Raw genomic sequence first — 7331 nt, 5'->3', positions numbered from 1 at the left:
CCCGTGTCTCAGTGATCAAGAGGACTGTGAACAGGACGGATGGGGTTTTCGGCACCCGCAACGTTCTACAACTGCTTGCGGAGCGAGGCGAGCAGACCGCCACGCAGCTGGCCGGCCCATTGCCGGTCAGTCGACCAGCGGTGATCAAACACCTCACCGCATTGCAGCAGCACGATCTGGTATCCAGACGCCGACACGGGCGCGAGGTGCTCTACAGCGCGAACCCGTCCCGATTGGCCGAAACCGCACAGTGGATGGCGAACGTCGCAACCACCTGGGAGGCCGGCCTCCTGAGACTCAAGGCGCTCGCGGAAGGCACCCGGAATATCAAGTGAACCCCAACCAGTTGGCGTGACCAGGCATCCTCAATTCGGCACGAGCGTGCGTCCGACAAGTCGAACGATGGCGTACGGAGAGTGAGGGGGCGCCGGTGTTCAGCGCGCTCGCTCGGCGGCATGTCAGCGCACCATGGAGCCGCTGGATTCGGGGTAGACCAATGCGCCGACCCTTCATGCGCCTGCGGGCTTGGGTATCAGTTTTCGCCTGCCAATCCATACCGCAGCGGCTAGGGAAACAGCGCACGTCGCTGCGGTGAGGAAGCCGGCGTTGTAGTTGTATCGCTGGATCACCAATCCGCCCAACGCCTGCCCGGCCGCGTTGGCGGCGATGATCGCGGTGGTGGTCCAACCGAAGGCCTCTGACAGGCGCCGCTGGGGTACCAGCCTGTCGAGCAGTGTGTTGTGGAGGGTGATCTGCGGTACGAGGGTTGCCCCGGCCAGGATCACCGCGACCGTCAGCGGTAATGCGCCACCAAGCAGTGATGGGATCAACAAGATCGTGCCGAACCCGGCGATGAGCACCGGCAAGCGAACCACGAGCGGGCGAGGCCAGGGCGATCGCTGGTACGCCATGCCGACGAGTACGGAACTGATCGACCACAGCCCCAGTACACCGCCGGCCAGTTGCGGCACGCCGTTGGCCTCGGCGCCGGCCGTGACACCTACCACGACGAAACCGACTGTCAGGCCGAACGCGCACGTGGCGAGGAGCAGGATGGCAAGACCCGCCGTGTGGAATTGATCGGCGTCGGTTCCGTCGGCGGCTCGGTCCAGGTCTTCGGCGGGGGTCTCGAACGTCGCGTCTCGGCGGTGTGACCGGACTGCCGTCGTCGAGGCGAACCCGGCCGCGCTGACCGTGCTCAGCGTGACGGCGACCAGCAGAGCGGAGCCCGGCCACAGCCAGGTGGCGAGCACGGCGGCCACGGCCGGACCGAGCAGCCAGCACAGCTCGAAGCTGACCGCCTCGTAGCTGTAGGCGGCGTCACGGACGGAACCTGCCGGGACGAGATGGCGCCACATCGCCCGGGACGCGACTTGCACGGTCGGCAGCACCGCGCACTGCACGGCTACCAGGAGCGCGAGGGCGAGAGTATTCAGTCCCGTGGAGATAAACACGATGACGCCCACGCTGAGCAGCGCATAGGGGCCGGTAAAGGCTAGCAAAGGTCGGGTCGGCCCGTACCGGTCGATGAGCCTGCTCTGCCCGATGACGCCCGCGGCGGTACCGACGAGGCTGGCCGCCGAGACGGCCCCTGCCACGGCATAGGAACCTGTCCGGGCCTCGACATAAATTAACAGGCTCAAGTTGATCATCGCGAACGCGAAGCGGCCCACCACAGACCAGACCGCCATCGGAAGGGCTCCCGGAACGGCCAGCGCGGTCCTAGTCGCCCCCATCACCACTCCCCGACAACCCCGGCCTACATCATCGTCGCGGAGCCTAACGTCAATCGCGCGCTCGCACCGGCGACGAAAATAGCGCGAAGCCTCCACCGCTGCATGACAACGGTTAGGTGACAGATCGATTCAGCACGCGCATTGAGGATGTCGGCAGTAACTGACGCACTCCTTTCGGCAGATGAGGGTACGGTCAGAGGTCGCGGGCGCGGTCCGGCTACACCCCGGAGATGGTGACGGTCACCTCGGCGACCGCGCAGCGAATGAGCTACATCGACGACTTCGGCACGCGCGGCCCGCGCCCGTCCGGCCTGAGCCGCGCCGAGCACGCGCGGCACCTGCAGCACGACATCCCAACGGGTGCGGTTGACTGGCGGGATGGAATGGATCCTCGGCCGGCCCGACACGCCCGACCTGATGTACGCCGTCGACCTCATGGGTGCCCGACACCCCGGCTGGGATCTATGGGTCCCGGCGATCGAGTTGGTGCGGTGTGGGCAGGCGGTGAAGCCAGCCGTCTTCCTCAAGGTCGGCCAGTACGAGTACAACACGTGGTCGGAGCGGGTGGTGCTGGAGGCGATGCGGTGGGAGCGGCACGCGGCGAACCCGTGCGTGGTGTTCCGCATGTCGATGTTCTTCCGCGACCCGCAGGGCGGCCGACTGGGGGTCGGTGCCCGGGGCCAGATCACGAACACCACGTTCGAGTTGGATCAGTACAGCAACCAGCTGATGTGCGCTGCGCTGTTCGACCCGACTCTGCGTGACCACGTCGACCGGATCACGGCGCTGGTACAGGCGCCAGGTCCTCTGGTGGTGTTCTTCGTCGAGGAGCACGGCACGAATATGAACTACATCCGCTGCGGCGGCGTCACCGACGACGCCCTGTCCCTGCTCCAGGACGCGTCGCGCGAGGCGGCGAAGCTGCCACCACCCGATCGGGCAGCTTTCGCCCGCGCATGCGACGCGGCAGAGGCCGGCCAGCCCACGAAGAACTGGTGGCGTTGAGCAGCACATGGAGCTATTCCGCGTAACGGCGCTTGGGTGGTGGGTGGTCGGCGGCTTCGGTGGCTGAGACACGCCGAGACCCGTTGTGATACAACGTGAAGACGCAGAACCCGGGTACGAAGGTGGTCCTCTCACAGATCAACTTCATAGGGGTCCCGCGTCGCCATGAATGTTACATACACCGCCACGCTGACCGTCCGCGAGCAGACCGTGCTGTTCGTCTCCGGCCTGCTGCACACCGAACGCCTGCGACGGGGTACCCGCACCGGTAGCCGCGCCCTGGGCTGCTTCAAGCAGGCGGTCCTGGTCATCCGCTGGTTCCTGGACGACACCCGGATCAAGCAGTTGGCCACCCGACAACGCGATCGGCAAGTCCACCGCCTACGACTACCCGCACGAGGGCATCGGGGTGCTCGCCGCCCACGCGCCGGACCTGGAATCAGCGCTGTTAGCGGCGAAGATGGCCGGCTACTCCCACGTCAACATCGACGGGACCGTGATAGAGACCGACCGGTGCCGTACCCCAGGACCGACCCGGGAGTGGATCTGTGGTGGTCGGCCAAGTGCGACAACCACGGCGGGAACATCCAGGTCATCACCGCACCGGACGGGTGGCCGCTGTGGACCTCCGACGTGCGTCCCGGCCGAGAGCACGACACCACCGCCCTGCGCGAGCACACCGAGGTCCTGCCCCTGCTCGCCGTATGGACCGACGATCACCTGCGGGTCCTGGGCGACCTGGGCTACGAGGGCGAGGCCGACACCATCACGGTGGCGTTCAAGAAACCCAAGGGCGGCGAACTCACCGACATTCAGAAGACCTTCAACAGGGCCCACAACGGCGTACGCGCAATCGGCGAACGCGGAAACTCCCTGCTCAAGACCACCTTCAAGGCCCTGCGCAACGTCAGCCTCTGTCCCTGGAAGATCGGCAAGATCGCCGCGGCCGCACTCGTGCTTCTGCACTTCGAACACGGCCGCACCACCTGATCACCCAGCGCCACAAGCCGTTACGCGGAAAGCCTCATTGCGGAATTCCGCAACGGAATGACCGTTCGCGGCGGGCCGGCGGCGTCAGGGGTACCGGAGCGGGCCGCTCCGGTACCCCTGCGCCGTGCCGGTCGTCAGCCGAGATAGCTCCGGCTCAGGACGATCTCCTCACTCGGCAGGCCGAGCAGTCCGAGCACCTGGACCCGGACGGCGGTCTGCACGAGCTGACCGTTGGGGTTGGTGGTGGACTCGTTGAGATAGACGACGGCGACGCCGGGGATGCCGATCGTCACCGGGCTGCTGGTGCCGACGGCGGCACCGTTGATCGTGCCGACCACCCGCGAGGTCCGGGTGATGCCGTCCGGCCCGGCCACGCTGGTGCTCTCGATGGTGGAGAGGTTGACCAGACCGCCGAGCAGGTTGGCGCCGGCCACGGTCGCCCGGGCCGTGGTCGTACCGGTGTTGGGGTCGAGCGTGCAACTGGCGTTGAGTACCCCGGTGGTCAACAGCGGCGGCGCGTTGACCGCCACCGAGGTCTGCGCGTCATTGGGCGGGCAGGTGACGTCGGGGGTCCGGGGAACGGTCAACAGCAGTCCGGTCGCCTGTAGCGCGAAGGCGCCGCCGGGCAGGTAGACGACCACCCGCACCACAGCGGTGGCCGAACCGCCGTCGTCGTCGGTCACCCGCACCAGCACGTTGTGCGGGCCGAGCGCGGTGAACGCGTGGCTGATCGTGCAGGTGCCGGCACCGGCGGCCTCGTTGACCGTGCCCGCGGCGAGCGGGCTGCCGTCGTCGAAGTCGACCGAGCAGGTGTGCGTGTCGTTGGTGCCGATGTCGGTGAACGGCGCGGTGAAGCTGACCGGGGTGCCCCGGGTGAAGAGCGCCCCGTTGGCCGGGGCGGAGATGCTGACCGCCGGTGCGACGTTGGTCAGGGTCAGCGTGGCGGTGGCCTCCACCGGCGGGTTGACCCCGTCGTCGGCGGTCAGGGTGAGCGTGTAGACCCCGTTGTCGGTGCAGGTCACCGTCGTGGTCAGCGCGGCCTGGTTACCGAACGCGCAGGTCGCGCCCGGCTCGCCGCCACCGCTGACGTCCCAGTCCAGAGTGGCCGGTGGGCCGTCCGGATCGGTCACGTCGCCGGCGATGCCGACCGGGGTGCCCTCCTGCCCGGAGTACGGGCCGCCCGCCTCGACCACCGGCGGGGCGTTGATCACGACCGTGGTGCAGTCGGTGACGAAGCCGGTGCCACCGCCGTCACTGCCGAAGGCCCGTACACAGATCTCGTGCGTACCGGCGGCCAGCGCCGGGGTGCTGGTGCTGTAGGTGACGTTCTTCGGCCCGGGGGACTGCGGCAGGTCGGGCTGGATGTCGGCGTTGCTGATCGGCGTGTAGGGGCCACCGGGACCGGTGGTGCTCAGTGCCAGCGAGCTGAGTTCGGAGGTGATGATGCCGGGCAGGAAGTCCGGCAGCGCCTCGGTGGCCACCTCGACGCACTGCCCGCCCGGCACTGTCGCGGCGGTGATCTGTTGGAGGCTGCCGCGCCCCTCACCGTCGTCTGTGCAAGAGGAGCCGGAACCGACCGCGAAGGTGAAGATGTCGACCTCCTCCGGGGTACCCACCAGCGCGTCCGCTACGCCGCCGTCCGCGCCGTCGGTGGCGACGCCGTCGGAGAGGAAGACCACGATCTTGCGGTCCTCGTCCGCCGCCTCGGCCACCTCCCGGGCTCGGGTCACCGCGTCGGCGAAGTCGGTAGCGCCCTCGACCTCGCGGTGAGTGAAGTCGTCGACCCCGCCATTGCCCGCGGCGTTCGAGAAGGCCGAGGCCAGCACCTCCTCGATGTCCCGGTCACCGGCGTCCGGCCCTGTACCGCCGAGGTCGCTGTCCGGGCCGGTGGTCAGGTCGTCGGGGGTGCCGCCCGGCACGACGTCGGCAGCCACCGCCGTCGACCCGAAGACAACCGCCCCGACGCTGCCGACGGTGCCGGCGATGGCGGGATCCGTCACGATCCTGTTGTTGAGGTTCCGGGCGGCGGCGATCTCACAGTCGATGATCCGTCCGCAACTGTTGGCGCCCGCGTCGGTGCTACCAGAGACGTCCAGCACGTAGACGACCGCGGTGTTGGCCACCGGTTGTCCGGTGCCGACCGCCGCCGTGCCGGTCACGGTCACCGGACCCGGGGGCAGCACGGCCCCGTCGGCCGGGGTGTCGATGGTGACCGAGATGCTGGTGCCGCCCGGCAGGTTGCCGTCAACGGCTCCGGCCGGTGCCCCGGTCGTGAGAACGAGTGCCAGCGCCGTTACCGAGACAACCGTGGTGCCGGCCCAGATCGACCTTGCACGTTTCATTGGTCCCTCCTCCGTCGGGGCGTGGAACGGGGATACGACCCGAGGTCACGCCAGACGGAGTATGGAACGGGGTGAATGGGCCTAGTGCGCATTAATTGACAGCGCACTGATTGAATTCAGGTAGATCGCTCTCTGTCGATCTGATATGCATTAGCCAATGGTTGGACGAACGGACTGAGTAGTTCCGGTCGCTCGCGTCTCGACAGGGGCGGACCGTCCCTTGACGACTCGGGGTCGCGGGGGTCGTGAACAGGCCGAGGGGAGGAGCACCGGCCGCACCGGTCCGCTCGTCCGGGACCTCCGTCCCTAACCGAGTCCGACGACATGGTTCTCCCAGGCCCAGGCCGCGACCTCGACCCGGTTGCGCACGGCATCCGAGACCAACCCTTCGCCCTGATCGTGGACCAACGCCCGACCCCGGCAGTCGAACCGGACGCTCCCGTGTCCGGATCGTCGACGGCGGGGCCCGAATCCGGGCTTGACGCGCCGTGGCGGGGGCGTGACCGCCAATCTGGAAGCCCTGCGGTTCGGGCGGCGCACCGTCGAGCTCGATCGGCACAGAGTCCTGGCCGATGGCGGGGGCCTCATCGTGCTTACCCGCATGGAGTGGGGTGTTCTGCGATCACTCGCCTGCCGTCCTGGGCAGCTTGTCCCGCAGCATCAGGTGATCGCCCAGGTCGGGGATTGTGCGCCGAGCCCTGCTGCCATCCATCGTCTGCGGCAGTACGTGGCTGTACCGTGCCACAACTCGTCGCACATGCTGTGAGCTGGGAGTTCTCGACCTGATTGATGATCGTCCGTATGGTCGTGCGGTTGCTGTACCTGGGGATTATCCGCCTGTTCAACGGTCTGGGGTTGTTGATCCGCGGCGACAGAGCGTTGCTGATCGAGGTCCTCGTGCTGAGGCATGAGGTACCGGTGCTCCGTCGGCGGGTTCGGGGCCGGCCGCGGCTGTCCTGGCCGGACCGGGCGGTCCTGTCGGCCCTGACCCGCCTGCTGCCGCGTCGGATGCGGAAACATCGGATCGTCACACCGGCGACGTTGCTGGCCTGGCACCGCCGGTTGGTGCGACGTCACTGGACCTACCCGAACCGACCTGGCCGGCCACCCGTCAGCGACGAGATCCGCGACGTCGTACTACGGCTGGCCCGGTAGAACCCGCGATGGGGACACCGCCGAATCCAAGGCGAACTACAGCGACTCGGCCAACGGGTCGGGGCGGGCACGATCCGGCGGATCCTGGCTGGTCGACGTGCGG

Annotated in this window: 6 protein-coding genes and 1 pseudogene; 5 read left to right on the top strand and 2 right to left on the bottom strand. The window is 67.9% G+C overall.

Translation table 11 applies throughout. The annotated features are described in order from the left end of the window. Positions 1 to 335 (top strand): ArsR/SmtB family transcription factor (locus ACFP2T_RS47575; protein ID WP_377434614.1); only part of this gene is annotated, 335 nt, incomplete at its 5' end. 174 nt (positions 336 to 509) lie between these two features. On the opposite strand, the gene ACFP2T_RS47570 is transcribed toward ACFP2T_RS47575, so the two are convergent. Then, positions 510 to 1691, bottom strand: a complete 1182-nt coding sequence (locus ACFP2T_RS47570) for an MFS transporter (RefSeq protein WP_377434611.1) — start codon at positions 1689 to 1691, stop codon at positions 510 to 512. Positions 1692 to 2114: 423 nt separating this feature from the next. Between ACFP2T_RS47570 and ACFP2T_RS47565 the strand changes: the two genes are divergently transcribed. Both ACFP2T_RS47565 and ACFP2T_RS47560 read left to right on the top strand, forming a co-directional pair. Beyond that, positions 2115 to 2741 (top strand): hypothetical protein, encoded by a 627-nt coding sequence (locus ACFP2T_RS47565; RefSeq protein WP_377434608.1) that lies wholly within the window; start codon positions 2115 to 2117, stop codon positions 2739 to 2741. Positions 2742 to 2906: 165 nt separating this feature from the next. Continuing rightward, a pseudogene (locus tag ACFP2T_RS47560) lies at positions 2907 to 3731 on the top strand (HARBI1 family protein). Positions 3732 to 3865: 134 nt separating this feature from the next. Here ACFP2T_RS47560 and ACFP2T_RS47555 read toward each other — a convergent pair. Next, positions 3866 to 6073 carry a choice-of-anchor P family protein gene (locus ACFP2T_RS47555; protein WP_377434605.1) on the bottom strand — a complete coding sequence of 736 codons (2208 nt, stop codon included), beginning with the start codon at positions 6071 to 6073 and terminating at the stop codon, positions 3866 to 3868. 499 nt (positions 6074 to 6572) lie between these two features. On the opposite strand from ACFP2T_RS47555, the gene ACFP2T_RS47550 reads away from it, so the two are divergent. Further along, the gene (locus ACFP2T_RS47550) at positions 6573 to 6839 is read left to right on the top strand and encodes a hypothetical protein (protein WP_377434602.1); all 267 of its coding nucleotides are present in this window, start codon (positions 6573 to 6575) and stop codon (positions 6837 to 6839) included. Between the two features lie 35 nt (positions 6840 to 6874). After that, entirely contained in the window at positions 6875 to 7228 is a 354-nt protein-coding gene (locus ACFP2T_RS47545) for a hypothetical protein (protein ID WP_377434599.1), read from the top strand. Positions 7229 to 7331: the final 103 nt, after the last annotated feature.

The organism is Plantactinospora solaniradicis (genome assembly GCF_042658085.1).
Classification (GTDB): domain Bacteria; phylum Actinomycetota; class Actinomycetes; order Mycobacteriales; family Micromonosporaceae; genus Plantactinospora; species Plantactinospora solaniradicis.
Note: the sequence above shows the minus strand (reverse complement) of the source record. Positions and strands in the feature narration are given on the sequence as shown.